Annotated in this window: 25 protein-coding genes and 1 tRNA gene; 14 read left to right on the top strand and 12 right to left on the bottom strand. The window is 53.7% G+C overall.

Features of this window, described 5'->3' with window-relative positions:
- Positions 1–3 precede the first annotated feature (3 nt).
- Genes nqrE through nqrM form a run of 3 tightly spaced genes read left to right on the top strand, consistent with a single transcriptional unit; the run spans position 4 to position 2,037 of the window.
- The gene (gene nqrE, locus INF73_RS11105; protein WP_003863217.1) at positions 4–600 is read left to right on the top strand and encodes an NADH:ubiquinone reductase (Na(+)-transporting) subunit E; all 597 of its coding nucleotides are present in this window, start codon (positions 4–6) and stop codon (positions 598–600) included.
- Positions 601–610: 10 nt separating this feature from the next.
- A complete protein-coding gene (nqrF, locus tag INF73_RS11100) occupies positions 611–1,834 on the top strand; it encodes an NADH:ubiquinone reductase (Na(+)-transporting) subunit F (protein ID WP_045630674.1) in 1,224 nt (407 codons plus the stop codon).
- Positions 1,835–1,836: 2 nt separating this feature from the next.
- Entirely contained in the window at positions 1,837–2,037 is a 201-nt protein-coding gene (gene nqrM / locus INF73_RS11095; protein ID WP_041911135.1) for a (Na+)-NQR maturation NqrM, read from the top strand.
- Between the two features lie 30 nt (positions 2,038–2,067).
- Here the strand turns inward: nqrM and INF73_RS11090 are convergent, their stop codons facing one another.
- Complete coding sequence (locus INF73_RS11090) at positions 2,068–2,931, bottom strand: glycerophosphodiester phosphodiesterase family protein (RefSeq protein WP_193541168.1); 864 nt, start codon at positions 2,929–2,931, stop codon at positions 2,068–2,070.
- Positions 2,932–3,089: 158 nt separating this feature from the next.
- Between INF73_RS11090 and dinB the strand changes: the two genes are divergently transcribed.
- Positions 3,090–4,148, top strand: coding sequence for a DNA polymerase IV (gene dinB, locus INF73_RS11085; RefSeq protein ID WP_041911133.1), 1,059 nt, complete (start codon positions 3,090–3,092; stop codon positions 4,146–4,148).
- Positions 4,149–4,203: 55 nt separating this feature from the next.
- On the opposite strand, the gene pepD is transcribed toward dinB, so the two are convergent.
- Positions 4,204–5,661 (bottom strand): cytosol nonspecific dipeptidase, encoded by a 1,458-nt coding sequence (gene pepD, locus INF73_RS11080; RefSeq protein ID WP_045630671.1) that lies wholly within the window; start codon positions 5,659–5,661, stop codon positions 4,204–4,206.
- Positions 5,662–5,921: 260 nt separating this feature from the next.
- Here pepD and gpt point away from each other — a divergent pair, with 260 nt between their 5' ends.
- From gpt to crl, 3 genes are all read left to right on the top strand, one after another.
- Positions 5,922–6,380: a xanthine phosphoribosyltransferase gene (gene gpt / locus INF73_RS11075; protein ID WP_003863205.1), complete on the top strand. Its 459-nt coding sequence runs from the start codon at positions 5,922–5,924 to the stop codon at positions 6,378–6,380.
- 104 nt (positions 6,381–6,484) lie between these two features.
- A complete protein-coding gene (frsA, locus tag INF73_RS11070; protein ID WP_193541170.1) occupies positions 6,485–7,729 on the top strand; it encodes an esterase FrsA in 1,245 nt (414 codons plus the stop codon).
- 57 nt (positions 7,730–7,786) lie between these two features.
- Positions 7,787–8,188 (top strand): sigma factor-binding protein Crl, encoded by a 402-nt coding sequence (gene crl / locus INF73_RS11065; RefSeq protein WP_008500249.1) that lies wholly within the window; start codon positions 7,787–7,789, stop codon positions 8,186–8,188.
- 111 nt (positions 8,189–8,299) lie between these two features.
- Here the strand turns inward: crl and phoE are convergent, their stop codons facing one another.
- Positions 8,300–9,352, bottom strand: a complete 1,053-nt coding sequence (gene phoE, locus INF73_RS11060) for a phosphoporin PhoE (protein WP_028012086.1) — start codon at positions 9,350–9,352, stop codon at positions 8,300–8,302.
- Between the two features lie 305 nt (positions 9,353–9,657).
- On the opposite strand from phoE, the gene proB reads away from it, so the two are divergent.
- The 4 genes from proB (at position 9,658) to INF73_RS11040 (ending at position 13,152) form a co-directional block, all read left to right on the top strand.
- The gene (gene proB, locus INF73_RS11055; protein ID WP_014882684.1) at positions 9,658–10,761 is read left to right on the top strand and encodes a glutamate 5-kinase; all 1,104 of its coding nucleotides are present in this window, start codon (positions 9,658–9,660) and stop codon (positions 10,759–10,761) included.
- Positions 10,762–10,772: 11 nt separating this feature from the next.
- A complete protein-coding gene (gene proA, locus INF73_RS11050) occupies positions 10,773–12,026 on the top strand; it encodes a glutamate-5-semialdehyde dehydrogenase (RefSeq protein ID WP_193541172.1) in 1,254 nt (417 codons plus the stop codon).
- 111 nt (positions 12,027–12,137) lie between these two features.
- Positions 12,138–12,210: transfer RNA gene (locus tag INF73_RS11045), tRNA-Thr, on the top strand.
- Positions 12,211–12,837: 627 nt separating this feature from the next.
- Positions 12,838–13,152, top strand: a complete 315-nt coding sequence (locus INF73_RS11040; protein ID WP_015673660.1) for a hypothetical protein — start codon at positions 12,838–12,840, stop codon at positions 13,150–13,152.
- Here the strand turns inward: INF73_RS11040 and INF73_RS11035 are convergent.
- From INF73_RS11035 to INF73_RS10995, 9 genes are all read right to left on the bottom strand, one after another.
- A complete protein-coding gene (locus tag INF73_RS11035) occupies positions 13,149–13,955 on the bottom strand; it encodes a DUF4225 domain-containing protein (protein WP_023306876.1) in 807 nt (268 codons plus the stop codon). The two genes, INF73_RS11040 and INF73_RS11035, sit on opposite strands and share 4 nt — an antisense overlap.
- 739 nt (positions 13,956–14,694) lie before the next feature.
- Positions 14,695–15,549: a GIY-YIG nuclease family protein gene (locus INF73_RS11030; RefSeq protein ID WP_193050748.1), complete on the bottom strand. Its 855-nt coding sequence runs from the start codon at positions 15,547–15,549 to the stop codon at positions 14,695–14,697.
- A 138-nt stretch (positions 15,550–15,687) separates the two neighbouring features.
- Positions 15,688–16,434 (bottom strand): cyclopropane-fatty-acyl-phospholipid synthase family protein, encoded by a 747-nt coding sequence (locus INF73_RS11025; RefSeq protein ID WP_193541174.1) that lies wholly within the window; start codon positions 16,432–16,434, stop codon positions 15,688–15,690.
- 10 nt (positions 16,435–16,444) lie between these two features.
- Positions 16,445–16,702, bottom strand: a complete 258-nt coding sequence (locus tag INF73_RS11020) for a YjhX family toxin (RefSeq protein ID WP_193050744.1) — start codon at positions 16,700–16,702, stop codon at positions 16,445–16,447.
- Between the two features lie 239 nt (positions 16,703–16,941).
- Complete coding sequence (locus tag INF73_RS11015; protein ID WP_048959116.1) at positions 16,942–18,879, bottom strand: bifunctional diguanylate cyclase/phosphodiesterase; 1,938 nt, start codon at positions 18,877–18,879, stop codon at positions 16,942–16,944.
- Between the two features lie 17 nt (positions 18,880–18,896).
- Positions 18,897–19,391 carry a molybdopterin-dependent oxidoreductase gene (locus tag INF73_RS11010; RefSeq protein ID WP_193541176.1) on the bottom strand — a complete coding sequence of 165 codons (495 nt, stop codon included), beginning with the start codon at positions 19,389–19,391 and terminating at the stop codon, positions 18,897–18,899.
- A 346-nt stretch (positions 19,392–19,737) separates the two neighbouring features.
- Complete coding sequence (locus INF73_RS22270) at positions 19,738–19,980, bottom strand: hypothetical protein (RefSeq protein ID WP_186434915.1); 243 nt, start codon at positions 19,978–19,980, stop codon at positions 19,738–19,740.
- Between the two features lie 18 nt (positions 19,981–19,998).
- Positions 19,999–21,783 (bottom strand): diguanylate cyclase, encoded by a 1,785-nt coding sequence (locus INF73_RS11000; protein WP_193541178.1) that lies wholly within the window; start codon positions 21,781–21,783, stop codon positions 19,999–20,001.
- 119 nt (positions 21,784–21,902) lie between these two features.
- On the bottom strand, positions 21,903–23,012 hold the full coding sequence (locus tag INF73_RS10995; protein WP_047367583.1) for an AI-2E family transporter: 1,110 nt from the start codon (positions 23,010–23,012) through the stop codon (positions 21,903–21,905).
- Between the two features lie 337 nt (positions 23,013–23,349).
- Between INF73_RS10995 and mmuP the strand changes: the two genes are divergently transcribed.
- The 3 genes from mmuP to tauA all read left to right on the top strand — a co-directional run bounded on the left by mmuP (position 23,350) and on the right by tauA (position 26,806).
- Complete coding sequence (gene mmuP, locus INF73_RS10990; protein WP_193541180.1) at positions 23,350–24,750, top strand: S-methylmethionine permease; 1,401 nt, start codon at positions 23,350–23,352, stop codon at positions 24,748–24,750.
- Positions 24,737–25,669, top strand: a complete 933-nt coding sequence (gene mmuM, locus INF73_RS10985) for a homocysteine S-methyltransferase (RefSeq protein WP_193541182.1) — start codon at positions 24,737–24,739, stop codon at positions 25,667–25,669. The genes mmuP and mmuM overlap by 14 nt, the downstream gene beginning before the upstream one ends.
- 174 nt (positions 25,670–25,843) lie before the next feature.
- Positions 25,844–26,806, top strand: a complete 963-nt coding sequence (gene tauA / locus INF73_RS10980) for a taurine ABC transporter substrate-binding protein (protein WP_193541184.1) — start codon at positions 25,844–25,846, stop codon at positions 26,804–26,806.

The following is a 26,806-nucleotide window of genomic DNA, read 5'->3' as shown; positions in this document are numbered from 1 at the left end:
ACAATGGCTCATTACCTGAGTTTATTTGTGCGCGCGGTGTTTGTTGAAAACATGGCGCTCGCCTTCTTCCTGGGCATGTGTACGTTCCTTGCCGTCTCTAAAAAGGTCTCGACGGCATTTGGCCTGGGCGTGGCGGTCACCGTTGTGCTGGGGCTTTCAGTTCCGATTAACAACCTGGTGTTCAACTTCGTGCTGCGGGACGGCGCGCTGGTGGAAGGCGTCGATCTTAGCTTCCTGAACTTCATCACCTTCATCGGGGTGATTGCGGCGCTGGTACAAATCCTGGAGATGATCCTCGATAAGTATTTCCCGTCGCTGTACAACGCTCTGGGGATCTTCCTGCCGCTGATCGCGGTGAACTGCGCCATCTTCGGTGGCGTTTCGTTTATGGTTCAGCGCGATTACAACTTCAGTGAATCGGTGGTGTACGGCTTCGGTTCCGGTATCGGCTGGATGCTGGCGATTGTCACCATGGCGGGGATCCGTGAAAAAATGAAATATGCCAACGTGCCTGCGGGGCTGCGTGGCTTAGGGATCACCTTTATCACCACCGGCCTGATGGCGTTGGGCTTTATGTCCTTCTCCGGTGTGCAGCTATAAGGGCTAACAGATGGAAATTATTCTTGGCGTGGTGATGTTCACGCTGATAGTACTGGTGCTGTCAGGGCTGATTCTGGCGGCGCGCGCAAAGCTGGTTAATTCCGGGGATGTGATCATTGATATCAATGACGATCCGCAGAACCAGATCCGCACTCCGGCAGGGGACAAGTTGCTTAATACGCTCTCGGGCAACGGGATTTTTGTCTCGTCAGCCTGCGGTGGAGGCGGCTCATGCGGGCAGTGTCGTGTGACGGTGAAAGAGGGGGGCGGTGATATTCTGCCTACTGAACTGTCGCATATTACGAAGCGTGAAGCGAAAGAGGGGTGCCGCCTGGCGTGCCAGGTCGCGGTGCGTCAGAACATGAAGATTGAGCTGCCGGAAGAGATCTTCGGCGTGAAAAAATGGGAGTGCGAGGTTATCTCGAACGATAACAAAGCCACGTTCATTAAAGAGCTCAAGCTGCGTGTCCCTGAAGGGGAGAGCGTCCCGTTCCGTGCAGGTGGGTATATCCAGATTGATTGTCCGGCGCACACCGTGGCGTATGCGGACTTCGACGTGCCCGATGAGTACCGGGCCGACTGGGATAAATTTAATCTCTTCCGCTTTGTTTCCGAGGTAAAAGAGCCCGCGCTGCGCGCCTATTCCATGGCTAACTACCCGGAAGAGAAGGGCATTATCATGCTCAACGTGCGTATCGCCACGCCGCCGCCAAACGTGCCTGACGCGCCGCCTGGCGTGATGTCGTCGTATATCTGGTCCCTTAAGCCAGGCGACAAGGTGACGATCTCCGGTCCGTTCGGCGAGTTTTTTGCTAAAGATACCGACGCGGAAATGGTCTTTATTGGCGGCGGTGCGGGTATGGCCCCTATGCGCTCACACATCTTTGACCAGCTCAAGCGTCTCGGCAGCAAGCGTAAAATCAGCTTCTGGTACGGTGCGCGCTCGCTGCGCGAAATGTTCTACGACGATGAGTTTGAACAGCTAGCGCGTGAGAATCCGAACTTTACCTTCCACGTGGCGCTCTCCGATCCGCAGCCGGAAGATAACTGGACGGGCTATACGGGATTCATTCACAACGTGCTGTATGAAAACTACCTCAAACAGCACCCGGCACCGGAAGACTGCGAGTTCTATATGTGTGGTCCGCCAATGATGAACGCCGCCGTGATCAAGATGCTCAAAGATCTCGGCGTGGAAGATGAAAACATCCTCCTTGATGATTTCGGGGGCTAATAATGTTGACCTTTCTGGCAACCTTTGCGGTGTTTTTGTTGGTGGTGTTCGGTATGTCTTTAGGCTGGATAATCAAGCGTAAAAGCATTCAGGGCAGCTGTGGAGGTATCTCTTCCATCGGAATGGAAAAGGTGTGCGACTGCCCCGAACCGTGCGATGCGCGTAAAAAGCGCATGGCCCGGGACCAGCAGAGAATTATCTAGGAAAAGGCCGCTTCGTGCGGCCTTTATCATTTATTTTGCCCAGCTTTTGGCTTTGGCTGGTGAGTCTACAAGAACCCCTTCGGCACCCAGTGTTTTCGCCTTCTGGTAATCCTCTACTGAGTTCACGCCGATAAAAATCAGATGGGCATTGCCCTGAGAGCGGAAGCAGTCAACGGCCTCTTTGTCCCACGTTAATGTTGCAGGAGAGACACCTTCACCTAAGGTGAATTTCTCGACCACTTCTACTTTTCGGTTTAACTCAAGCCCATACCAGTAATCGTCCATTTTTTGTGAAGGAGGCAGACATTCATGGCTCAACGAAATCGTGGCCAGGCGCGTGCGGGTTTCGCTGCGCGTGACAAAGCGGGGGATTTCGACAGGCAATGCTTCCATATAGCGATCTTCGGTTGAATAAACGCGAACACGATTCAGGCTGTTGGTCTCTTTCAATACGTTAAGCAGCGCGTTGCCCATGGTCGCCGGATCGGCATCCGGCGATTTGATGTCAATGAAAAAACGCGTATCTGGCCAGGCGCTCAGCACCGACTTCAGCGTCGGTATCGGGGAATTAAGCAGGTTTTCCGGCAGGCCCTTATCTTTCCACTTCACGCTGGCATCCGCCTTTGCCAGTTCTTCAGCGGTATACTGTGACACCTTTCCCTTCAGATTGGTTAACGCTTTCAGATCGGCAGGTCGATAGAGAACCGGTACGCCATCCCGACTGAGCTGCACGGTTATCCAGACGATATCTGCTTTGTTTTCGAGGGCGAGCTTAATGGCTGGCAGGGTATTTTCAGGTGCATCCGCAGTCCCGCCCCGGTGGGCAACGATCGCAGGGCTAGCAGATGCAGCACTCGCCAGAAACAGTAACGAAATCGAGAGAATTTTCTTCATGAATAATTACGCTCCATTGATTTTCTAAATGTATGTATATAAAGGTTTTATTACGAATTTTTGTAACACGTTTATATGACAACCGTGAGTAAGGAAAATAGCTGACGCATTTTTTGCCTTTTGTTATACTGTATATAAATACATGTGTGGTATGACCGATGCGCAAAATAATCCATGTCGATATGGACTGCTTTTTTGCCGCAGTGGAGATGCGTGACAACCCGGCGCTGCGGGATATTCCCATCGCCATTGGCGGCAGCCGCGTTCAGCGCGGTGTGATCAGCACCGCCAACTATCCTGCACGCAAATTTGGCGTGCGCAGCGCCATGCCGACGGCGATGGCGCTGAAACTGTGTCCGCACCTTACTCTTTTGCCCGGGCGCTTTGACGCCTATAAAGAAGCGTCAAACCATATACGCGAAATCTTCTCCCGCTACACCTCACTGATTGAACCGCTTTCGCTGGACGAAGCCTATCTGGACGTCACCGACAGCCTGCACTGTCACGGCTCCGCTACCCTGATGGCGCAGGAGATCCGCCAGACCATTTTCAACGAGCTGAATCTCACCGCGTCGGCAGGCGTCGCGCCGGTAAAATTTCTCGCCAAAATTGCTTCCGATTTAAATAAACCCAACGGCCAGTACGTCATCACCCCTGAAGAGGTCCCGGCGTTTTTAAAAACGTTGCCGCTTGGCAAAATCCCCGGCGTAGGCAAAGTCTCCGCCGCGAAGCTGGAAAGTATGGGGTTACGCACCTGCGAAGACGTGCAGCGAAGCGACCTGGCTATGCTGCTCAAGCGCTTTGGGAAGTTTGGCCGCGTGCTGTGGGAGCGCAGTCAGGGCATTGACGACCGCGATGTAAACAACGAACGGCTTCGTAAATCGGTCGGGGTTGAGCGCACGCTGAGCGAAGACATCCATGACTGGTCAGAATGCGAAACCATTATTACGGAACAGCTCTATCCGGAGCTGGAGCGACGCCTGATCAAAGTAAAGCCTGATTTACTGATTGCCCGACAGGGCATCAAGCTGAAATTTAACGACTTTCAGCAGACGACGCAGGAGCACGTCTGGCCGCGCCTGAACAAAGAAGATCTTATCGCAACAGCGAAAAAGGCGTGGGAAGAACGACGAGGCGGACGAGGGGTGAGGCTGGTGGGACTGCACGTCACGCTGCTGGATCCGCAGCTGGAGCGTCAGCTGGTTTTGGGATTGTAGATTACACTCATCGTAGGCCCGGCAAGCGTAGCGCCGCCGGGCAACAGACGACAAATTACTTCGCAGGGATCGCCTTCAGCAGTTCCGTCAACAGCGTCCAGTAATGGCCGACGCTTTCAATATGAACCTGCTCATCCGGCGAGTGTGGACCGGTAATGGTTGGCCCGATGGAAACCATGTCCATGTCCGGATACGGCTTCTTAAACAGACCACATTCCAGACCCGCGTGGATCACCTGGATGTTCGGGGTGCTGTTGAACAGACGCTGATAAGTTTCACGCACCAGTGCCATCACCGGAGAGCTTGCATCCGGCTGCCAGCCAGGGTAGCTGCCTTTGGCGGAGGTTTTCGCGCCCGCCAGCGCACCCAGAGATTCCAGCATGCTTACTACATACTCTTTACCGCTGTCGATCAGGGAGCGGATCAGGCAGATAATTTCCGCGCTGTCGTCGCTCATGGTCACCACGCCCACGTTCAGAGAGGTTTCCACAACGCCTTTCGCCACGTCAGAGTTGCGAATCACGCCGTTTGGCGTCGCGTTCAGCAGCTGAACGAAGCTATCGCGAGACTGCGCGGTCAGGGCGGCTTTATCCGTAGACACGGATTCCAGCACCACGGTCAGGTTCTTCTCTTTCGCCGACAGTTCGTTTTTCAGGATATCCAGGTAGACGCTGGAGAGTTTTTTCAGCTCGTCCGCTTTCGCCGCTGGCACCGCCACGGTGGCAAAGGCTTCGCGTGGGATCGCGTTGCGCAGGGTGCCGCCGTTGAAGTCCACCAGACGCAGGTCCAGCTCGGCCGCGTGTCCCGCCAGGAAGCGTGCCAGCAGTTTGTTGGCGTTACCCAGGCCCAGGTGAATATCACCGCCGGAGTGACCGCCTTTCAGCCCTTTCAGCGTCAGCTTGAAGGTCTGGAAGCCCGCAGGAATCGCTTCGCGAGATAGCGGCAGGGTGGAGATGAAATCAATCCCGCCCGCGCAGCCCATGTAGATCTCGCCTTCTTCTTCGGAGTCGGTGTTGATCAGGATATCTGCCTGCAGCCAGTTCGCCTGCAGACCGAACGCGCCGTCCATGCCCGCTTCTTCGGTCATGGTCAGCAGCACTTCCAGCGGACCGTGTTCAACGCTGTCGTCAGCCAGCACCGCCAGCGCAGAGGCCATACCGATGCCGTTGTCCGCGCCCAGGGTGGTGCCGCGCGCTTTTACCCAGTCGCCGTCGATGTACGGCTGGATTGGGTCTTTAGTGAAGTCGTGAACGGTGTCGTTGTTTTTCTGTGGCACCATGTCCAGGTGCGCCTGCAGTACAACCGGTTTACGGTTTTCCATGCCTGCGGTAGCTGGTTTGCGGATCAGAATGTTGCCAACCTGGTCGCGCTCTGCGTGCAGACCTTTTTCCTTTGCCCAACCCATAATATGTTCGGCAAGCTGTTCTTCATGGTAGGAAGGGTGTGGAATGGAGCAAATTTTGGCAAAAATATCCCACAGCGGCTGCGGAGATAATTGAGACAGTTCAGACACGATAAGTCTCCTTGTCGAGGCGCTGCAAACAGGGTTGCAGGCCACAGGGTTAGCAGGTTAATAGTTACCACAAGACAGGCTTGCGAGATGCAACTGAGAATACCACTTTCTCTGCTGGCTGGTAGCATAAAGCATGTAAAAACTCAGGCAGGGAGCGCTAAACACTGGTTTTTAGTGCGCCAGATCTCTATAATCTCGCGCAACCTATTTCCCCCTCGAACACTTTTTAAGCCGTATAAAAACAGGCTGGGACACTTCACATGAGCGAAAAATACGTCGTCACCTGGGACATGTTGCAGATTCACGCACGCAAACTGGCTGCGCGTCTGATGCCTTCCGAACAGTGGAAAGGCATTATTGCCGTCAGCCGTGGCGGTCTGGTACCGGGGGCGCTGCTGGCACGTGAGCTGGGTATTCGTCATGTCGATACCGTCTGCATCTCCAGCTATGACCATGATAACCAGCGTGAGCTGAAAGTGCTGAAACGCGCTGAAGGCGACGGTGAAGGCTTCATCGTTATCGACGATCTGGTGGACACCGGCGGTACAGCGGTCGCTATTCGCGAAATGTACCCGAAAGCGCACTTCGTCACTATCTTTGCGAAGCCTGCTGGTCGTCCGCTGGTCGACGATTACGTGATTGATATCCCGCAGGATACCTGGATTGAACAGCCGTGGGATATGGGCGTGGTCTTCGTGCCGCCTATCTCAGGCCGTTAATACCAGTACGTAACTTTACACGCCCGGCTATGCCGGGCGTTGTTCTTTTTGGCCTGCCACGCGTTACAATGGGCACTATATGACGTATCCATGGAGGCAACGCAATGACGCAGGCAAATCTCACCGAGACGCTTTTCAAACCCCGTTTCAAACACCCTGAAACGTCGACGCTGGTCCGTCGGTTTAATCCGGGAACCATGCCTGCCGTCCAGTCTGCGTTAGACGGTAAAAACGTGCCCCACTGGTATCGCATGATTAACCGCCTGATGTGGATCTGGCGCGGTATCGATCCCCGTGAAATCCTCGACGTGCAGGCGCGTATCGTAATGAGCGAGTCGGAGCGTACCGACAGCGAGCTCTACGACACGGTGGTCGGCTACCGGGGCGGGAACTGGATCTACGAATGGTCTAAACAGGCGATGCTCTGGCAGCAAAAAGCCAGCCAGGAAGAGGATGCCACGCGAAGCGGCAAGCACTGGCTGCATGCGGCCAACCTCTACGCCATCGCCGCCTATCCGCATTTGAAAGGGGATGAGCTGGCCGAGCAGGCTCAGGCGCTGGCGAATCGTGCCTATGAGGAAGCTGCTCAACGTCTGCCGGGTCAGATGCGCGAGCTTGAGTTCGCCGTTCCGGGCGGTGCGCCCGTCACCGGGTTCCTGCACATGCCTGAAGGCGAAGGCCCGTTCCCGACCGTGCTAATGTGCGGCGGGCTGGATTCCCTGCAAATCGACTATTACAGCCTGTATGAGCGCTACTTCGCACCAAAAGGGATCGCGATGCTGACGCTCGATATGCCTTCTATTGGATTCTCATCGAAGTGGAAGTTAACGCAGGATTCTAGCCTGCTGCACCAGCATGCGCTTAAAGCGCTGGAAAATGTTCCATGGGTTGACCACACCCGCGTCGCGGCGTTCGGCTTCCGTTTTGGTGCCAACGTTGCGGTGCGTCTGGCTTACCTTGAATCTTCACGTCTGAAGGCCGTCGCCTGCCTGGGCCCGGTGGTTCACGCCCTGCTCAGCGATCCTGCCCGTCAGGGCAGCGTGCCGGAGATGTATCTGGACGTCCTTGCCAGTCGACTTGGCATGCATGATGCCTCAGACGAAGCGCTGCGCGTCGAACTCAATCGCTACTCGTTAAAAACGCAAGGGTTGCTTGGACGCCGCTGCCCGACGCCGATGCTGTCCGGTTTCTGGAAAAACGATCCGTTCAGCCCGGAAGAAGAGTCGCGCTTAATCACTTCGTCATCTGCGGATGGCAAATTGCTTGAGGTGCCGTTCAGCCCGGTGTATCAGAATTTTGACAAAGCCTTGAAAGAGATCACGCGCTGGATCGCCCAGAGAGTGTGTTAATAGATTGCTAAATTTCGCTGGTTTGGTAAAACAGTGGCTTCACAAAAGGAGATCGCAATGACGTTACCGAGTGGACACCCGAAAAGTAGGCTGATCAAGAAATTTATGGCTCTCGGCCCGTATATTCGAGAAGAGCAGTGTGAAGAGAATCGCTTTTTTTTCGACTGCCTGGCTGTATGCGTCAACGTGAAGCCTGCACCCGAAAAACGTGAATTCTGGGGCTGGTGGATGGAAATGGAAGCAGAGGAGAAACGTTTTACGTATAGCTATCAGTTTGGCCTGTTTAACAAAGACGGCAACTGGCAGGCTACTACCATCAAAGATCAGGAAGTGATCGATCGCCTGGAATACACCCTGAAAGAGTTCCACGACAAAGCGAGCGCGCTGCTGGCCACCCTGGACCTTAAGTTCGAGCCAGCGGATGACTTTTCCAGCGAAGCGGTGAAGCTGACCGCGTAATGGTTTCTCCCTCTTCCTGTGGAAGAGGTCCGGGGTGAGGGCAGCAGACCGCATTTACCCTGGGCAAAAAAATCCCGGCTTGTATGCCGGGATTTTCTTATTTGGATAATCTTAGAACTGATACGTCACACCCAGCGCAACGATATCATCGCTGCTCACGCCCAGCTTATTATCGTCGTCAATCTGGTTGATTTTATAATCAACAAACGCGGACATGTTTTTGTTGAAGTAATACGTGGCGCCCACGTCAATATATTTCACGATATCTTCGTCGCCAATGCCTTCGATATCTTTACCTTTGGACTGTACATAACCCACGGATGGGCGCAGACCAAAGTCAAACTGATATTGTGCAACCACTTCGAAGTTTTGCGCTTTATTTGCAAAACCACCGGAGATAGGGGCCATATTGCGGGTTTCAGAATAAATAGTGGCCAGGTAAATATCGTTCGCGTCGTATTTCAGACCGGTTGCCCAGCCCTCGGCTTTTTTACCTTCACCGCGCGCCTGCAGGTTCTGCGCGTTGGTGCGATCGGAGCTGGCATAAGCACCAATGACGGAGAAATCGCTGCCGCCGAAGTCATAGGCCAGAGACGTACCAAAGCCGTCACCGTTCTGCTTTTTCACGTCGCGGTTTTCGTTTTTGCCCTGGTACTGCAGGGTCATATCAAGACCGTCTACCATGCCAAAGAAGTCGGTATTGCGGTAGGTGGCCAGTCCGGAGGCACGTTTCGTCATGAAGTTGTCGGTCTGTGCCAGGCCGTCACCGCCGAACTCAGGGAACATATCGGTGTATGCCGCGACGTCATAAAGCGCGCCCAGGTTACGGCCGTAATCCAGTGAACCAAAGTCTTTCAGTTTAATACCGGCGAACGCCAGACGTGTTTTCTGCGAGGAGTCGCTTTCAGCTTTGTTACCTGCGAATTCAGCTTCCCAACGGCCGTAGCCCGTCAGCTGATCGTTAATCTGGGTTTCGCCTTTAAAACCGAAACGAACGTAAGTCTGGTCACCATCTTTGGTGTCATCATCACTGATATAGTGCATAGCTTTCACTTTGCCGTACACGTCCAGTTTATTACCGTTTTTATTATAAACTTCTGCTGCGTGAACAGATGCGGAAGCCACCACGCCCATAACCACTAATGCCAGAGTGCTCTTTTTCATTTTCGATCCTGTCTTATAAACGCGCTTTAAAAATTCGCTGGACGATAAGCTGATGCTTAAGTCCCGTGAAAAAACAGGAAGGGTTTTATCGTTCTGGAATGAAACTTTTATGACAAACTAAGAATAATTTTAAAAAACTGTGATTTATTATTACGGTAATAAATTTGTCAAATTCTGCCGCTACGCTTCCTGATCCCGCGCAACAAAGTGCCTGGTGATGCATTAAGGCAGTTGGCAACCGGGCTGACTCCTGTTAAAACGTTCGTTCGACATTACTTTCCCTTATCGTTGAACGGCAGAGAATCATGAGTGACAGCCAGACGCTGGTGGTAAAACTCGGTACCAGTGTGTTAACAGGCGGATCGCGCCGCCTAAATCGCGCCCACATTGTTGAGCTTGTACGCCAGTGCGCTCAGCTGCATGCCGCAGGGCACCGTATTGTGATTGTGACCTCCGGGGCGATTGCCGCCGGGCGTGAACACCTGGGTTACCCCGAACTCCCCGCGACGATCGCCTCTAAACAGCTGCTGGCCGCCGTGGGACAAAGCCGACTCATTCAACTCTGGGAACAGCTGTTCTCTATCTACGGTATTCACGTCGGGCAGATGCTGCTGACGCGTGCGGATATGGAAGACCGGGAGCGCTTCCTGAACGCCCGCGATACCCTGCGCGCGCTGCTGGACAACAATATTGTTCCCGTTATCAACGAAAACGATGCCGTTGCCACCGCTGAAATAAAAGTGGGCGATAACGATAACCTCTCTGCGCTGGCCGCCATCCTGGCCGGTGCCGATAAACTCCTGCTTCTGACCGATCAGCAGGGGCTGTTCACCGCCGACCCGCGCTCCAACCCGGAAGCCGAGCTGATTACCGATGTTCATGGTATCGACGATGCCCTGCGCGCCATCGCCGGTGACAGCGTGTCCGGCCTCGGAACGGGCGGGATGGGGACCAAGCTGCAGGCCGCCGACGTGGCGTGCCGCGCCGGTATCGACACCATCATTGCCGCGGGCAGCCGCCCTGGCGTGATTGGCGACGTGATGGAAGGCATTTCCGTCGGCACCCGCTTCCACGCCCAGGAATCCCCGCTGGAGAACCGCAAGCGCTGGATCTTTGGCGCGCCGCCTGCCGGTGAACTCACCGTTGATGAAGGGGCAACCGCGGCGATTCTGGAACGAGGGAGTTCATTGCTTCCTAAAGGAATTAAAAGCGTGACAGGCAACTTCTCCCGTGGTGAAGTGATCCGCATCCGTAACCTGGAAGGTCGCGACATCGCGCATGGCGTAAGCCGCTATAACAGCGATGCCCTGCGCCGCATTGCGGGCCACCACTCGCAGCAGATCGACGCTATTCTGGGCTATGAATATGGCCCGGTTGCCGTGCATCGCGATGACATGATTATTCGTTAAGGAGCCAGAACATGCTGGAACAAATGGGCGCAGCCGCGAAGGCCGCCTCTTACAAACTGGCGCTCCTTTCCAGCCGCGAGAAAAACCGCGTGCTGGAAAAAATCGCTGATTATCTGGAAGCACAGTCTCAGGACATTTTGCTTGCCAACGAGCAGGATCTGCTGGAAGCGCGTCGAAACGGCATGAGCGAAGCGATGCTCGACCGCCTGGCGCTGAACCCGGCGCGTCTTAAAAGTATCGCCGACGATGTCCGTCAGGTTTGTAATCTGGCCGACCCGGTAGGGCAGGTGATTGACGGTGGGCTGCTCGACAGCGGTTTGCGTCTGGAGCGTCGCCGCGTGCCGCTCGGCGTCATCGGCGTGATTTATGAAGCCCGTCCAAACGTGACGGTTGACGTCGCTTCCCTGTGCCTGAAAACAGGTAATGCCGCCATTCTGCGCGGTGGGAAAGAGACCTGGCGCACCAACGCCGCGACGGTGAAAGTCATCCAGCAGGCGCTGGAAGAGTGTGGCTTGCCGGCGGGTGCCGTGCAGGCGATTGAGAGCCCTGACCGCGCGCTGGTCAACGAGATGCTGCGCATGGACAAATACATCGACATGCTGATCCCACGCGGTGGCGCGGGCCTGCACAAGCTGTGCCGCGAGCAGTCGACCATTCCGGTCATCACGGGCGGCATCGGCGTATGCCATATCGTGGTGGACGACAGCGCCGAAATTGACCCAGCGCTGAAGATTATCGTCAACGCCAAAACCCAGCGTCCAAGCACCTGTAACACCGTGGAAACACTGCTGGTGCACCAGGGGATTGCGAGCGCTTTCCTGCCTGCTCTGAGCAAGCAGATGGCGGAGAGCGGGGTGACGCTGCACGCTGATACCAATGCCCTCGCGCTGCTCCAGGGTGGCCCGGCTAGCGTGGTTCCCGTAAAAGCGGAGCAGTACGACGACGAGTTCCTGTCGCTGGATCTGAACGTGAAGGTGGTTGCGGATCTCGACGACGCTATTGCGCACATTCGTGAACACGGCACGCAGCATTCTGACGCGATCCTGACGCGTACGCTGCGCAATGCCGATCGCTTTGTGAATGAAGTGGATTCCTCTGCGGTATATGTGAACGCCTCCACCCGCTTCACGGACGGCGGCCAGTTCGGACTTGGCGCAGAAGTGGCGGTCAGCACGCAGAAACTGCACGCGCGCGGTCCGATGGGCCTTGAAGCGCTGACCACCTATAAGTGGATCGGCTTCGGTGACGATACGATTCGTGCGTAAATAGTCACGGGTGATGCAAAAATAGCCGTTTGATTCAAAAGGGCATTGACGCATCACCCGGTTAGATCTAACCTTTTGCCCCGTGGTTACACTCGTAACCGGCCTCTCAGGGCCGATATAGCTCAGTTGGTAGAGCAGCGCATTCGTAATGCGAAGGTCGTAGGTTCGACTCCTATTATCGGCACTCACGCAGAAAAATCCTTCAAAAACAATAACTTAAGACGGTTGTCGCTCTCAAGGTACAATCTTTTTTTTTAAGGGATTCTATGACCAACAGTTTCCGCTATGGTTAACAGTGGCTACTCAGGGATGTTAGCACGTAGCGGCCTGTAGTTGTAAAGCTCGAGCAGGTACAAAGCGTGAACAGTCCCCACGAACCGCTATCATCTCGAAGCTGATGACGCTGCCAACGTATCTAAAATCCTCCCGAAACAGATTGATCACACGCATTTAAGCCTGATGTGTGGCCGTATGAGCCACGTAAACAGGTGAATAGTGGTAAACGTACCTGCACACGATATGCAGGCTCTGCCAGCGCTTCGCTCACGCTCCGAAAGGTACATGAGCACCCTGATAAGGTGTGATCCCTCTGACAATCTGATTTGGTCACTGGTGACTTTCGCAAAGCGAAACCAACCAGGTTGGCCAGATGAAGTCGCTACGCTCCGCTTGTCTTCTTACCACTAACGGGGCTTTATGGCTTCTATTGTCTGAAATCTGCTACATTGCACAAACATCATATGGATTACTGTAAAGTTCATCATTATGATTATGTGTGCCATTGCCAGTTAAGAAATGCGGAGAGGACAATATGGATGTTACTGATGAGGCTTTGTTGAGTTCTGGCTTTACACCATCGGATTTGAAGAAGATAAAGAACAACGTTGAAAGCTATGGTGGAACGTTGGGGAATGCAATCAGGGACCTGGCCAGGCGATTTATTCTAGCCGTGTGGGTTGTATCCGGTTGCCTTGCTGTATTCATTTTTCTTGTGATGTTCGCATCTGAGCAGAGTGTTTTCTCTGGTGCTATTGGCCTTTCTTGTGGCGCAGCGGTTGCAATTTTTATACAACCGCCTGTACTTGCTTATAAATCCTGGCGATTCTGTAGAGCGAACAAATCTTAATTAGTACTGTTATCAGTAGCCAGAAGATCAAAAATGACTTTCGCTTTGACACCATATCCAGCGATTTTCATCGTTAGCTTAGGCTTGCTCATTGTGTCAACTTTTCGGTAGTAATCACGCGGCAGCCAACGGAATAATCGCCAAGCTCCGGGTTTCCTTGCTAAGCCGAAGATACTATAGACACTCGCCCCTAGAGTCACCGTATTATAAAGAGCTAATCCACTTTTTGGGCTAAACCCCATAAATTGTGCGGTCTCCATTGCGCCATCAGCAAAAATCCCTTCCGATTTGGATTGTTCACCATAGCGAAGATGGCTTGCTTCTTTTGTTATACCGTTAATACCATCAACAAATAAAACGGCTCCTGCAAGAACTCCAACAGGGGTCATAGTGGACATCATAACCATCCCACCAAATAATGCTGCTCCAGATACCACTATATGGATTGCCGAAATAACATATCCGACAATTTTATTGTTTTCCCTGACAAACTCGACCTTTGCATAAAGTTGGGCGGCTCTGGTTCTTAACAGGCGTTCTTGTTCTTGCAGATTATCTGTTTCGGCACGCAGATTTTTGATGCATGCAATGCATTCTTCATCGGTTTTGGCCCGTCGTGCAGTTTCAAATTCTTTCTCTACGACCTGCCTTATCTCTTCGACAAACTTGATACGTGTTATCCCATCTTGCAAATAGAATGCTGATAGCCGATTTGCAGTTTCGACGAGTTTCCGGGCTTCCAGATTTACCATGGTATCTGACCATGTTCTGTTCCAGCCCCTGTTGAGCAGCGCAATATCCATTAAAGACTCCTTCCCAAAATGTGTCTGGTCATTTTACGTGCAATAAGGTCGAAGATAACAGGAAATACTTTCACAACCCGCCCCCGTGGGTGTCCCGTTGTTTTATCCTTCCAGTTTACATTCTCCTGCTGAAAATATCCCCGCCTCTGTTGGACCGCTGCTAGGCCGTCAGCCCAGGCCCTCGGTGAAAAGCGCTTTTCTTCGCCAAATTGGCTTTTTTGGTCAGGTATTGCTTTTCGGCGCGTTGGCGTGAAGCGGGGTATACAACAGCGATTTGATCAACAGAAGGATAGCATTCGGGAGGATTTGAGGTGAGTTTACTTGTTCAAGGATTTTGGATGAGTTTGTCTGGTCACCCCACAACTTCAGGTTTCAGGCCTTTGATCCTGCCAGAGCATTAAACGCCATAAAAGCATATTTTTCTATTCACCAGCAGATACAAAGCCACTACGGCGACGTTACCACAACGGGTAGAAGGTCTACCCTCACCTGGCGAAATTCTCCCGTCCTGGCGGTCATAGATGCATATCTTTTTCCACACCAGCGCATGCAGTCCCATCAATCCCTTCTACGCTTCACCAGAAGCCCTCAGCGGCGATTTCTAGCACCAGATATAACTGGCGTACCGATAATCCATGACTTCCCACAGCGCGATACAGGATTCACCAGAGGGCATCTGTCTTGATGACAGTACGTCGTCTTGCCCTTGAATAGCAAGAAGTGTCGCGGCATAAGCAACTTAATCCTCGTCATCACTCTGTAATACCCTACGCAGGATTCGGCTCGATTCCAGTATCGGCAGATCTTCCATTAATAACGCCGATCGCGATGGCAATTTATTAAACAAGCGCTCTGTTTGCGAGGCGAGATAGGCTACCAGAGGATGTGCGTCAGGGTCGCCTGAAATCAACTCCACGTTGTATTGCGTGACCGTGCCTTCACCAAAGACCCCCGAGCAGTAGTTGGTCCCTCCCAAGTATCTGAAGTCTTCAATAAAAAAGCTGAACATGCGCATTATTTTGTGAGCATCGCGTTGGTCAGTACGGTTGTCTGCTATCCGAAACAGTATGGTATTACCTTCAATGTCATATTGATAACGAAGGCGGTGCTGCTTAAATAGCAAGATAAGCAGTAAACGATTTATCCTGCTGAACTGTTCCGTCACCCTGACAACGTTGTTAATCATAGTATCTGACCGCTTTTTCATTTTCGCGTGGCGATGCGCCGCGCTTTTGCCGGGCCGAAGCTGTGGCTTTTCGATTCCCTGAAGGAGCTGAGCATCAATGACCCCATGCTCAATGACGTAATGAATATGCTTAATGGCGGGCTCCAGCGCCTCAATGGAAAACAGCTCGGTATAGCCGTCGCCGGCATCAATGCCCGTTTGATATTTGGCCAAAAGAAAATGCAGCATTTTTTCCAGCTTAAAGACCTCGGACTGCGGTAACGCAATGCGGTAAGAATGGGCATAATCCACATCGCCCCAGACCCGTTTTAGCGACTGAATGCGGTTATAGATATTATTGGCTTTACCCACTTTCATCATCTTTTTGGCCGGGAAAAGCAATAAATAGAGAAAAGAAGGGGTGTCCATAAAGCGCCTGTGATTGCGGTAACGAAAAAAACAATGATAGAAGTTTTTTTCATGCCAGGCGTAGCGCAGCGTTCATAATGCTGAGCGCTTCATGCTTAAGGCCGGTATAGCCCCAAAAGGCTATACCGCCACTCCCTCCTATCGTGCAATTAACGCAAACACGCCCCAGCCAACATATTCCCTTGTGTAAGCCACATGGCGCTTAGGGGCTGCCGTCAGCTCCGCGCGCACCTCCTGTGCAAAACCATCGTCGGGGTTTTGATCCAGCCAGCGGCGCAGGGTCATCCATTTCGCGGCTTCGTATCTGTCCCAGCCTTCCTGATCTGCCAGCACCATTTCGACCAGGTCATAGCCCTGGCGATCGAAAGACGCGACAAGGTCGGGCAGGGTGAGAAAGTCTGCGGTGGAGGAGACGCCGCAAGCCCGAGCCGTCTCCTCCGTTGCGGGAACCTGTCGCCAGTAAGGTTCACCGATGAGCATGATTCCCCCGGGCTTAAGGCTTTGTGCCAGCAGGTCCATTGTCCCGGCGACGCCGCCAGCAATCCATGTGGCGCCAACACAGGCCGCCACGTCGCATTGTTCATCAGCCACGTAGCCAGCCGCGTCGTTATGCACAAAATGGACGCGTTCGCTGACGCCGAGCGCCTCTGCGCGCCGCGTTGCCTGCGTGGTAAAGAGCGGGCTCATGTCGATGCCAATACCGGAAATCCCGTGATCGCGTGCCCAGGTGCAAAGCATCTCTCCCGAACCGCTGCCGAGATCGAGAAGGCGCGCGCCTGGCTTCATGCGTAACACGCGCCCGAGCGTGGCGTACTTTTCTGGTGTGAAGGGGTTATGAATGCGGTGTTCGCTTTCGCTAACAGTAAATATGCGTGGGATATCCATCGTCCTCTCCTTAACGATTATCAGGCTGGGCACGGACGTTGTTCAGCCCGGTAGTATTGATGCGGTAGGGCTGACCGTTAACGGATTTGATCAGCTTTTTGGTTTTGAGCTTTTTGAAGACGGCGAGCGTGCAGTCGCTGAGCAATAGCCCTTCGCGGGTGTAGCATTCAACGGCGGTGACGCGGCCGGACGTATCGCGGACGTGCACAATACGGCCACCTTTGGCGAGAACGTGTAAGGTACGCTGTTCCTGACGGGATAAATTCATACTGGAAAACCTGTTTAATCATCATGTGCAAAACGTGCAAACACACAGCGGTGTCCGCATTCGATTTCGGCGCATTGATAATCAGTCCGGCCTGAAAAGGTCGGGGAGCTGATTATCGGATGATTACATTCTCCAGCATCAAAGCCTCGGATTGAGTTGAAAGGTATTTACGGGGTGAATGATAACACCCGGTCATTGTATGTGTATACCCAGGGTTGAAAAGTGTGATCCCGGTAAGATCACACTGTACCGTTTTTTATATTTTTATCGATTTCAGCCTGTGGCTTTCCGAACAGATAGCCCTGCACGAGATCGCAGCCCAGCGCCTGAAGCCGTTCAAGCTGCGCTTCGGTTTCCACACCTTCTGCAATGACCCGCATATTGAGGCTCTTCGCCATGCCGGTTATCAGTTTTACGATATTAAGCGCATCGTCTTGGGTGGATATCGGATTCACAAAGGATTTATCAATTTTAATTTTATCAAAATTGAGTTCACTCAGCCTCGAGAGCGAGGAATAACCCGTTCCGAAATCATCAATGGAGATTTTTACCCCCAGCGATCTGAGTTTTTTGAGAATAGTGAGCGGCGTGTTGCTGTCACTGAAGAGCGAAGACTCCGTAACTTCCAGCTCAAGGCGGCTGGCCGGCAGGCCTGTCTCTTTCAGGATGGACTGAACCATTGCAGTAAATGATTTAGTCCCCAGCTGAACAGGTGAGACGTTTACCGAGATTCTGGCCGGAACCGCCCAGGAAACCGCCTCCCGGCAGGCAAGTTCAAGCACATTTTTGCCAATCTCATTGATCATCCCTGTTTTTTCAGCAACAGAAATAAAGTAATCAGGCGACAAAATCCCCTTTACCGGGTGTATCCAGCGAATAAGCGCTTCATAGCCGTAAATTTCATTGCTGAATGAATCGACAATAGGCTGGTAATAAACAACGAATTCATGGTTGCTGATCGCGAGAGCCATATCATGCTCAAGGGTTCTGCTTTCCTGCAGCTTCTGCAGCATCCACTGACGGAAGACTTTTATCTGCTGTGAGCCCTCTTTTTTGGCTTCGTAGAGGGCCAGATCGGCAAATTTATAGAGATAATCCGAGCGCCGCTCATTATCAGATAAAACGATACCTACACAGGTGGCAATTTTTATCAGCTGGTTATTGATCGTATAGGGCAGACTGATGTGAGCGCTGATCTCTTTGGCGCGCAAAACCGCTGCGTTCTCGGTCAGGCCGCTGGAGAGAAGTGCAAATTCGTCACCGCCCAGGCGGTAAAACGTATCCGTCGCGTTACTCATTGAGGTAAGCCGTCGGGATACCTGATTCAACAGTAAATCGCCGGCGTCATGGCCATAGGTATCGTTGACCTCTTTGAACCGGTCTAAATCAAATAACATCACCGTGACAGGGGTATGGTTTTTATCTGCCTGAAGGGTAATTTTATTGAGATCGTCCCAGAAGAATAGACGGTTTTTCATGCCGGTAAGGGAGTCATGATACACATCATATTCCAGCTTCGAATTCTGTATTTGCAGCGTTTCTTTTGACCGCTGTAGTTCGTCAGCGAGGGTTTTAACCTGCATGTGGGCTTTAAGAATATTTTTATTCTGATAGATCATTAAGAATCCCAGAATAAAGCTTAATATCACCAGAAGTAACGAAAGTACGGAGTAAATATAATATAGGATCTGTATTTTATGGTTAGATTCATTAATTGTGTTAATATCTTTGGTTAATGCGCTTGAAGACAGTTGACTGAGCGGCGCGTCGAGCAGGTGCATATTTGCCAGGTACTTTTTTAATTCTTCATGGCTCATTTTTTCCAGGTTACTGTCCAGATACGCCAGTATTTCTTTCAGGCGTGCAGCGATCTCTTGATGCGTTTTATCGCTCTCAATATAGCGGCCTAAGTCTCCCCCGTTCAGTAACTCGCCCTGGCTGAGCATAATTTCGAGACGCATGCGGGCCTGGTCTATCGTAACGTCATCGGTATCGGTTGCGTATAGACCAAGCCATGATTCAAATCGGTAATACTCTGATACCAGTTGAGCCACGGACCAGGACTCAGTGTAATGAGTCAGTTTTTGCAGCTCTTGCTGACGATCGTAAACAAGAAATGCAATATATCCCGTCGTGATAAAAAGAGAAAAAATGATACCAACCAGTATCCTGTTCATTATGTTCTCCTGAACTGCTATTCAATCTTCATTTTGCTAACCTGCCATGCTGAACGCGAGTAATAAATTTGATTATTCAACTCAGGAAGACTGTCATAAGGGTATACAATGAATGATGGGCCTTTATCGCGGATACGCATATATTCGCCATTAATCTTTAAGGCAAGAATAGCGTTATATTTCTTAAAATCGCTGAGAGGAATAGCGGTTGCGTAATCATTAAGGGCAATAACATTAACGACAGAACCCTTTGCTCCAACATAATCCATGAGTTTGTTCATTGGAACACCCTCAAACTTCGTCCTGCCCGTATACCAGGGAGATGTCGTCTTGAAACTCACCATCCCGAGTTTTTCAAGGCTTGCGAGATCAAACACTGCTTTCCCATCTTCGTTAGTATTTTCTATATTCCCGTAAATCGTCAAAATGGGTTTTCCGGCGGGTTTCGGCAGTTCACCCGCCCAGGCTAAACTCTGAACCAGACAGCATACCAGCATTAGGATTAATCGCATTATGGCCTCCACTTTTGCACAGAAGTATATGAATTATAATTTAGTTATCACAGTAGTTTATGTATTTTATTGCGTCGCTATAACTTCTGTACGCGAATGAGGGATAATTGCAATGTAATCAAGTGGTTATGAGGTTGCTGAAGAGTGATTTCAATCACATACAACACCTCTTTTTTTTGAGGCACGCTACGCTTACTTGAATAAACTCTCTTACGTTTAAAAAACGATCGCTTTAATTGAGCGTTATTTCCTCACCTCAAAGAATGTACCTGTGATGGACAGGTAAAAAAAACGCCACCCGATGGGCGGCGTTGTCATATTTAGCGATTGTTCAGCACATGCACCGTTACTTTTTTGCGCCCGGTGAAGCGCTGAGCGGTAAACGCCATAGCTCGTAGCGTTCATGACCGGGTTTGACCGCGCCAGCAAAGTGGTCATTGAGGCTGCTTGAGGTGAAGATCAGGTCACCGTCCGGACGAATAGCCGGCCTTTCTCGCTGATTTATGCACCTCACCGGCGTCAGTCGGCTGTCACCCGGGCCATGATCGATCTTCTGACCATGGAACAATGACGCGGGTGTCTCCGTCATGAAAAAAGCGTCTTATTCTTAACCCGCCTCCAGCATCCCAAAACTCACAATTCGCGAGCGTCCCAGCTCTTTCGCCCGGTACAGTGCCACGTCCGCGGCGCGCAGCAGGTTGTCACTTTGAGCATGCTCTGGATAGCTGGCGATACCAATCGACACATCCACCGGCCCAATCTCGGTCAGCCCGTAGCGAAGCGATAGCGCATGCACGCCGTTGTAAATCTTCTGCGCGCAGGCGTGCGCTTCTGCTTCACCGGCCCCGGGAAGCAGAACCAGAAACTCCTCGCCCCCGTAGCGGAATGCCAGCCCGCCGTCGTGCGCGGCCCGCTGAACAATCGTCGCCACGTTTTTGATTACCTGATCGCCGGCCTCGTGACCAAAGCGGTCGTTAATGCTCTTGAAGTGATCGATGTCGATCATCATGCAGCTTAACGGCTCGCCGTTGCGCATGGCCTGCGTCATTTGCGTGTGCAGGGTGTCTTCCAGATGATGACGATTACGCAGGTCGGTAAGCGGGTCAAACAAGGCTTTTTCCAGCAGCGCGTCGCGCAGGCGCTGATTCGCCAGCGCCAGTCCGAGCGCCTCGGCCATCAGTTCCAGATACGCGCGTGCAGGAGCATTTTCCGGGGTGATGTTCTGGAACGAGAGCAATCCAATGGCCTCGCCCTGGGCGATAAGCGGTACGCACAGTGCGCTTTCCGCCTGTGATTCCGGGAGATGATAGCAGGCGACATCCGGTTCACCGTTAACCGGCGGGTGGCTCTGACCGCGACGCACGGCCCAGCACGCATCGGGGTGGAACGTGGCCTCATCATCTGCCGGTGAAAGCCACTGGGCGACGCAGCGCATTTGCCACGGATCGCGGTCAAAAACGTAGAGCCGGCCCGCTATCCCCGGCGCGATATTGGGCGCAAACAGCTCCGCCACGTTGATCACATCGTCAAAGTTTTCACACCCCTGCAGCCGCTGCGTCATGCGCGCCAGCAGCTCGCGGATGGCCCAGTCGGCGTCACGCTCTTTTTCCAGACGCTGTCGCGCAAGGCCGTTTTCACGAAAGATGCGGATGGCCTGGGCCATATCGCCAATCTCATCAATCTGGTTAAAGTTGGGCGTTTCAACGGCGAAGTCCTGAGAGGCCAGACGGTGAACCACGTCGCTCAGGCGTACCACCGGGCGCAGCACGCGGCGTTTTAATATAAAGCCGAGCACAAACAAGAACAGCAGGGCGGTCAGGCCAACCATCACTTCAGAAGCCGTGCGCAGCGCTTTCGATTTTTTCGTCGCCTCCCGCACGGAGGCAATGACACGTTTGTCGAGTATCTGGCGAAAGCGATCGATTTGGGTTTGTGCGCGCTCAAGCTCCTGCTCGTAGGGCATGCCATAGAGCAGGGCAACGGCCTGCGCATCTTCACCCCGGGCCGCGCTCGTCAGTGCTGCCTGCTGCTCATCCTGCAGTGCATCAATGATTTTTAAACCATCATGTAGCAGGGCCAGCTCGTCATCTGAAGCGCCGGTGTCCTGCAGTTTCTCCAGCTTCAGCTCGATGCTCTTCAGTTTTTTCTCTGACGCATTGTACTCATCCAGGATTTGCGGATTTTTTTTGATGACATACAGGCGCGCTAAATCGGACTGTTTCCAGGCGTCGGTTTCAATATTTTCTGTAAGCTCATCAAAATTTTGACGTAGTTCAATGGCCTGACGTTCGGCAGTGTCAGCACCGGAGGCCATCAGCATGATAATGCCGGAGGCGATAGTCAGGCAGACCGTGGCACCGTAGGCCCAGTTGGTTATTGTCGCGATTCGCACCTGGAGATCCTTTTACTGCATAAAGAGGATGGCGTTCTTCAAATTATAGAAAACGTATGATTTAAGGCGAAAAAAAAGGCGGCACAGCGCCGCCTGATGTGGTCGTTATCGTCACGTCCCTACAAATCTGGAGAGTTTTTTCCCTCTTCGATGAACTCGGCGTCCAGCTCTTCGGCATTGCCCGCGTGATCGCGGCCGGAGAAGAGGTTCCAGCAGGCGATAAACAGCGCGGCGATGAGCGGCCCAATCACAAAGCCGTTAATGCCGTACAGCTCCATACCGCCGAGGGTAGTGATTAAAATCAGGTAGTCCGGCATTTTGGTGTCTTTCCCCACCAGCAGCGGGCGCAGGATATTGTCCACCAGCCCGACAATAATCACGAAGAAGCCAACAATAAACAGCCCCTGCCAGAGCTGGTGCGTGGCGAACAGGTAAATGGCGGCTGGCACCCAGACAATCGCCGAGCCGACGGCGGGAACCAGCGAGAGGAACGCCATCAGCGCGCCCCAGAGCACGCTGCCGTCGATGCCCACGATGGCAAACGCGATCCCGCCGAGCGTGCCCTGAACGACGGCCACCACTGCCGTCCCTTTCACCGTCGCCCGGGAGACGCCGACGAACTTGGCGAACAGGTGCTGTTTAACAAAATCAGACAGCGGCAGGGAGTCGAGGATCTGGCGTACCAGATACGGTCCATCCTTCAGCAGGAAGAACAGCAGATAAAGCATGATGCCGAAGCTAATCGCAAAGCCAAACGTGCCTTTGCCGATCAGGAACGCGCTGCCCGCCAGATACTGCCCGCCCTGCAGCGCAACGTCGGAGAGTTTTTTCTGGATCTGCGCCGCGTTGGTCAGGTTGTGATCCGCCAGGAAGCCGCTGGCCCAGTCCGGCAAGTGGTTGAAGATGCTCGCCACCACCTCCGGGAATTGGGTGTTGTTCTCCTGAAGCTTCGTGTAAACCACGTTCAGCTCAATGGCGAGCGAGGAGAGGATCACCATTAGCGGGATAAAGACGATCAGGCAGATAATGCCAATCGTCAGCAGCGAGGCCAGCCCGTTGCGATCCCCCAGCGCGGCGCGCAATTTGTTTTTTACCGGGTTGAAGATGACGGTCAGAATAGCGGCCCACAGTATCGCGGAGAAGTAGGGCGACAGCACGTCGAAGAAGGCCCAGGTCACAAGGGCGAGAATGAAAATAAAGAAACCTTTGGTCAGTCCGTTAAAGCGCATCAGTCAGTCCTGGTTACTAAGAAACTGTGACGACTATAGAACCGATTGCGAGAATTACCAACCCGGCGGTCAGTTCAGCAATATCGCAGTATGAATTTGCGCTTCACGGATAGCACTTTCGACTGACCGAAGATCGCACGTTCCCGCACCATGCTGTTAGTATCTGCTTGCGGAGGTGCTTATGGCCTGGCGTCCCATTCTTTATGTGATCCTCACAACCCACCCCAGACTCAGCGCGCGGCGTGCCCGTTTGCGTCTGGTCATCTAGCTTTTTATTAACAATCGCGGTATAACACTTTCTTTGGATGTTTAGATGTCCATACGTATAGAAGGTAATATGCAAACACAACAAGAAAATGGACAGCTTAAGCGCACCATGAAAACACGCCACCTGATAATGCTCTCGCTGGGCGGCGTGATTGGGACAGGGTTATTCTTCAATACCGGATACATCATTTCCACCACCGGTGCGGCGGGCACGCTGCTGGCGTACCTGATCGGCGCGCTGGTGGTCTGGCTGGTGATGCAGTGTCTGGGTGAGCTCTCCGTGGCGATGCCGGAAACCGGCGCGTTCCACGTCTATGCCGCCCGCTATCTCGGCCCGGCGACGGGCTATACCGTGGCGTGGCTCTACTGGCTCACCTGGACGGTGGCGCTCGGGTCGAGCTTTACCGCCGCGGGCTTCTGCATGCAGTACTGGTTCCCGCAGGTGCCCGTCTGGGCGTGGTGCGTAGTCTTTTGCGTGGTGATTTTCGGCCTTAACGTCATCTCCACGCGCTTCTTTGCCGAAGGGGAATTCTGGTTCTCGCTGGTGAAGGTCGTCACCATCATCGCCTTTATCATCCTCGGCGGGGCGGCGGTCTTTGGTTTCATCCCGATGCAGGACGGTTCACCCGCGCCGGGCTTAAGCAACATCACCGCCGAGGGCTGGTTCCCGCACGGCGGCCTGCCGATCCTGATGACCATGGTGGCGGTGAACTTTGCCTTCTCCGGGACCGAGCTTATCGGCATCGCAGCGGGTGAAACGGAAAATCCGCACAAGGTCATTCCGGTTGCGATCCGCACCACCATCGCGCGGCTGATCATCTTCTTTATCGGCACCGTGTTTGTGCTGGCGGCGCTGATCCCGATGCAGCAGGCGGGCGTGGAAAAAAGCCCGTTCGTGCTGGTGTTTGAAAAGGTCGGTATTCCTTATGCCGCTGATATCTTTAACTTCGTGATCCTGACGGCGATCCTCTCGGCGGCGAACTCTGGCTTATATGCGTCCGGGCGCATGCTGTGGTCGCTCTCGAATGAGAAAACGCTCCCGCGCTGCTTTGCCCGCGTAAATAAAAACGGCGTGCCGCTGACGGCGCTCTCGGTTTCCATGCTCGGCGGCGTGCTGGCGCTATTCTCAAGCGTGGTGGCCCCGGACACGGTGTTTGTCGCACTCTCGGCCATTTCTGGCTTTGCGGTGGTGGCGGTGTGGATCAGCATCTGCGCGTCGCACTTCGTTTTCCGTCGCCGTCATCTGCAGTCCGGCCAGCCGCTCTCTGCGCTGCAGTACCGCGCGCCGTGGTATCCGCTGGTGCCGGTGTTCGGTTTTATCCTCTGCGTGGTGGCCTGCGTCGGCCTGTGGTTTGACCCCAGCCAGCGCATTGCCCTTTATTGCGGGCTTCCGTTCGTCGCCCTGTGTTATGGTGCCTACTACCTGACCCGAAATATGACATCGCAGGAGCCTGAACATGTCGCAGAATAATCCGCTTACCGCCATCCTTGAAAAACAGCCGTTTGTGGTGCTGGATGGCGCAATGGCAACGGAGCTGGAAGCGCGCGGCTGTAACCTTGCTGACAGCCTCTGGTCGGCCAAAGTGCTAGTGGAAAACCCGGATCTTATCCGTGAAGTGCATCTTGATTACTACCGCGCAGGCGCGCAGGTGGCGATCACCGCCAGCTACCAGGCCACGCCTGCGGGCTTTGCGGCACGCGGTATGGATGAGGCGCAGTCCCGCGCGCTGATTGGCAAAAGCGTGGAGCTGGCGCGTAAGGCGCGCGAAGCGTACCTGGCCGAAAACCCGCACGCGGGCACGCTGCTGGTAGCGGGCTCCGTTGGGCCCTACGGCGCGTATCTGGCGGATGGCTCAGAGTATCGCGGCGACTACGTGCGCAGTGCCGAAGAATTCACAGAATTCCACCGCCCGCGCGTGGAAGCGCTGCTGGACGCGGGTGCAGACCTGCTGGCCTGCGAAACGCTGCCGTCGTTCACGGAAATAAAGGCGCTGGCCGCGTTGCTGACGGCGTATCCCCGCGCGCGGGCGTGGTTCTCCTTCACCCTGCGCGACAGCGAGCACCTGAGCGACGGCACGCCGCTGCGGGAGGTGGTTTCTTCTCTGGAGGACTATCCGCAGGTCGTCGCGCTGAGCATCAACTGTATCGCGCTGGAAAACACCACGGCGGCGCTGAAGCAGTTGCAAAGCCTGACGCCGCTGCCGCTGGTGGTCTACCCGAACTCGGGCGAGCATTATGATGCGGTAACCAAAACCTGGCACCACCACGGCGAAGCGTGCGAGACGCTGGCGGGGTATCTGCCGCAGTGGCTGGCGGCGGGAGCGAAGTTAATCGGCGGATGTTGTCGCACCACGCCGAAGGATATTGCAGAGCTGAACGCGCAGCGCTGAGTTTGTGCCGGGTAAGGCGCAGGCGCCACCCGGCACAAACCAACCGCACAAAATCAACTATCCTTTCCCGCTTTTTTTCTAAAAACGAATCGTCATTAGCGATTCTTTTTTATTCCTTTATCAAAATTCCCGCGCCGGAAATACTGCCCTCATAACAACAGGGGAGCAGGCATTATGGCAATTTCATCGCGAATCACACTTCTCGGCGCGCTGGCGCTGTGGGCATTTCAGGCGCAGGCGGTGGACGTTACCGTCGCATATCAAACCTCGGCTGAGCCGGCGAAAGTTGCGCAGGCGGACAATACCTTTGCGAAGGAGAGCGGCGCGAAAGTCGACTGGCGCAAGTTCGACAGCGGCGCGTCCGTCGTGCGTGCGTTAGCGTCCGGCGACGTGCAGATTGGCAATATCGGCTCCAGCCCGCTGGCGGTCGCGGCCAGCCAGCAGGTACCGATTGAGGTTTTCCTCCTCGCCTCGCAGCTCGGTAATTCCGAAGCGCTGGTGGTGAAGAAAAACATCACCAAACCGGAAGACCTGATCGGCAAACGCATCGCCGTGCCGTTTATCTCCACCACCCACTACAGCCTGCTGGCGGCGCTCAAACACTGGGGCATCAAGCCGGGGCAGGTGCAAATCATCAATCTTCAGCCGCCGGCGATTATCGCCGCCTGGCAGCGCGGGGATATTGACGGGGCTTACGTGTGGGCACCGGCAGTAAACGAGCTGGAAAAAGACGGCACCGTGCTGACCGACTCCGAGAAAGTGGGCCAGTGGGGCGCGCCGACCCTCGACGTGTGGGTGGTGCGCAAAGACTTTGCCGAGAAACATCCTGAGGTGGTGAAAGCCTTCGCCAAAAGCGCAATTGCCGCCCAGCAGCCGTACATCAGCAACCCGGAAGAGTGGCTGAAGCAGCCCGCCAATCTGGAAAAACTCTCCCGCCTGAGCGGCGTGCCGGAAGCGGACGTGCCGGGGCTGGTGAGAGGCAATACTTATCTGACCCCCGCGCAGCAGGTGCAGCAGCTAAACGGGCCGGTGAGCAAAGCGATTGTAGATACCGCAACCTTCCTGAAAGAGCAGGGCAAAGTGCCTGCGGTCGCGGCGGATTACAGTCAGTACGTCACCGACCGCTTTGTGAAATAA

This window comes from Enterobacter cloacae complex sp. P6RS (genome assembly GCF_014982245.1).
Classification (GTDB): Bacteria; Pseudomonadota; Gammaproteobacteria; order Enterobacterales; family Enterobacteriaceae; genus Enterobacter; species Enterobacter bugandensis.
This window is presented reverse-complemented; position numbering and strand designations above follow the sequence as displayed.

Coding starts and splice junctions, on each gene's coding strand:
- nqrE (WP_003863217.1), top strand. CDS start 4: ATGGCTCATTACCTGAGTTTATTTGTGCGCGCGGTGTTTGTTGAAAAC.
- nqrF (WP_045630674.1), top strand. CDS start 611: ATGGAAATTATTCTTGGCGTGGTGATGTTCACGCTGATAGTACTGGTG.
- nqrM (WP_041911135.1), top strand. CDS start 1,837: ATGTTGACCTTTCTGGCAACCTTTGCGGTGTTTTTGTTGGTGGTGTTC.
- INF73_RS11090 (WP_193541168.1), bottom strand. CDS start 2,931: ATGAAGAAAATTCTCTCGATTTCGTTACTGTTTCTGGCGAGTGCTGCA.
- dinB (WP_041911133.1), top strand. CDS start 3,090: ATGCGCAAAATAATCCATGTCGATATGGACTGCTTTTTTGCCGCAGTG.
- gpt (WP_003863205.1), top strand. CDS start 5,922: ATGAGCGAAAAATACGTCGTCACCTGGGACATGTTGCAGATTCACGCA.
- frsA (WP_193541170.1), top strand. CDS start 6,485: ATGACGCAGGCAAATCTCACCGAGACGCTTTTCAAACCCCGTTTCAAA.
- crl (WP_008500249.1), top strand. CDS start 7,787: ATGACGTTACCGAGTGGACACCCGAAAAGTAGGCTGATCAAGAAATTT.
- phoE (WP_028012086.1), bottom strand. CDS start 9,352: ATGAAAAAGAGCACTCTGGCATTAGTGGTTATGGGCGTGGTGGCTTCC.
- proB (WP_014882684.1), top strand. CDS start 9,658: ATGAGTGACAGCCAGACGCTGGTGGTAAAACTCGGTACCAGTGTGTTA.
- proA (WP_193541172.1), top strand. CDS start 10,773: ATGCTGGAACAAATGGGCGCAGCCGCGAAGGCCGCCTCTTACAAACTG.
- INF73_RS11040 (WP_015673660.1), top strand. CDS start 12,838: ATGGATGTTACTGATGAGGCTTTGTTGAGTTCTGGCTTTACACCATCG.
- INF73_RS11035 (WP_023306876.1), bottom strand. CDS start 13,955: ATGGATATTGCGCTGCTCAACAGGGGCTGGAACAGAACATGGTCAGAT.
- INF73_RS11030 (WP_193050748.1), bottom strand. CDS start 15,549: ATGGACACCCCTTCTTTTCTCTATTTATTGCTTTTCCCGGCCAAAAAG.
- INF73_RS11025 (WP_193541174.1), bottom strand. CDS start 16,434: ATGGATATCCCACGCATATTTACTGTTAGCGAAAGCGAACACCGCATT.
- INF73_RS11020 (WP_193050744.1), bottom strand. CDS start 16,702: ATGAATTTATCCCGTCAGGAACAGCGTACCTTACACGTTCTCGCCAAA.
- INF73_RS11015 (WP_048959116.1), bottom strand. CDS start 18,879: ATGAACAGGATACTGGTTGGTATCATTTTTTCTCTTTTTATCACGACG.
- INF73_RS11010 (WP_193541176.1), bottom strand. CDS start 19,391: ATGCGATTAATCCTAATGCTGGTATGCTGTCTGGTTCAGAGTTTAGCC.
- INF73_RS22270 (WP_186434915.1), bottom strand. CDS start 19,980: ATGACGGAGACACCCGCGTCATTGTTCCATGGTCAGAAGATCGATCAT.
- INF73_RS10995 (WP_047367583.1), bottom strand. CDS start 23,012: ATGCGCTTTAACGGACTGACCAAAGGTTTCTTTATTTTCATTCTCGCC.
- mmuP (WP_193541180.1), top strand. CDS start 23,350: ATGCAAACACAACAAGAAAATGGACAGCTTAAGCGCACCATGAAAACA.
- mmuM (WP_193541182.1), top strand. CDS start 24,737: ATGTCGCAGAATAATCCGCTTACCGCCATCCTTGAAAAACAGCCGTTT.
- tauA (WP_193541184.1), top strand. CDS start 25,844: ATGGCAATTTCATCGCGAATCACACTTCTCGGCGCGCTGGCGCTGTGG.